Genomic DNA, 957 nt, shown 5'->3' with positions numbered 1-957 from the left:
ATTCACATCAGTCAAATGAAACAGACCAAGATCTTTAAACCATGCGTTAGGCATGGCCATATTAGCAAGAACACTACCGGAGTTTCTCCAGCAGGACATTTTAATCAATAGGTAGTCACCATTATGACCCAGCTGCCTTAAGCGGCGATGCAAACGTCTTGGTTTCTTCTAAAGTTTAAGCTGTACTGCCCTTAACCTTCTTCTGATCCATTCCATCAAACTTTTAAATAGATTCTTACAGTTGGCAATCCTGAAATAGTTTCCAAATCCTCTTAATAAAGGATTCAGTCTCCGAATCACCATTTCCAGATTCATACCCTGACACTTTTTGGTTAGGCTTTTCACTTTCATCTTGAAAGCTTTGATCTTCTCATCCTGAATCACAGTGTAGCGGTTAAAGATAACAACTCCAAGAAATCGGACACCACGTAAACCATCGGTTATGTGCGTCTTCTCCCTGTTCACAGTCAATCGCAAGGTGTTTTCAAGAAAATCTGTTGCTACATCCAGAGCATGACTGGCCGATCTTTGCGAACTGCACATGATGAGAATATCATCCGCGTAACGCACAATCCTGTAATTCCGTTTCATCATAAATTGATCAAACTCATTCAGATAGATGTTCGCTAGTAGTGGACTTATAACTCCTCCCTGCGGACTGCCCTCAGTTACTTCATCAATCCGGTTGCCCTTCATGACTCCACTTTTAAGAAACTTATTCACCAAAGCAAGAATACTCCCATCACTAACACGCTTTCTCATAAACTTAAGAATAAGATCATGATCAAGGGTATCAAAACAACGGGAAAGATCCATATCAACAACGTGGTGCAGTTCATACTTTCGCATAAACAGACTCGCTTTGCTGATTGCCTGGTGACAGCTCCTACGGGGACGGTATCCATAGCTTGAGGGGTGAAAGTCTTCCTCATAGATCGGCTGTAAAATTGTGAGCAG

Annotated in this window: 1 protein-coding gene; it reads right to left on the bottom strand. The window is 41.8% G+C overall.

Annotation, left to right across the window (positions count from 1 at the left end):
• Positions 1-168: 168 nt before the first annotated feature.
• The coding region (locus DV872_RS26170) for a reverse transcriptase domain-containing protein (protein WP_253952532.1) at positions 169-957 on the bottom strand (789 nt) is incomplete at its 5' end.

This window comes from Oceanispirochaeta sp. M1, assembly GCF_003346715.1.
Taxonomy (GTDB): domain Bacteria; phylum Spirochaetota; class Spirochaetia; order DSM-2461; family DSM-2461; genus Oceanispirochaeta.
Note: the sequence above shows the minus strand (reverse complement) of the source record. Positions and strands in the feature narration are given on the sequence as shown.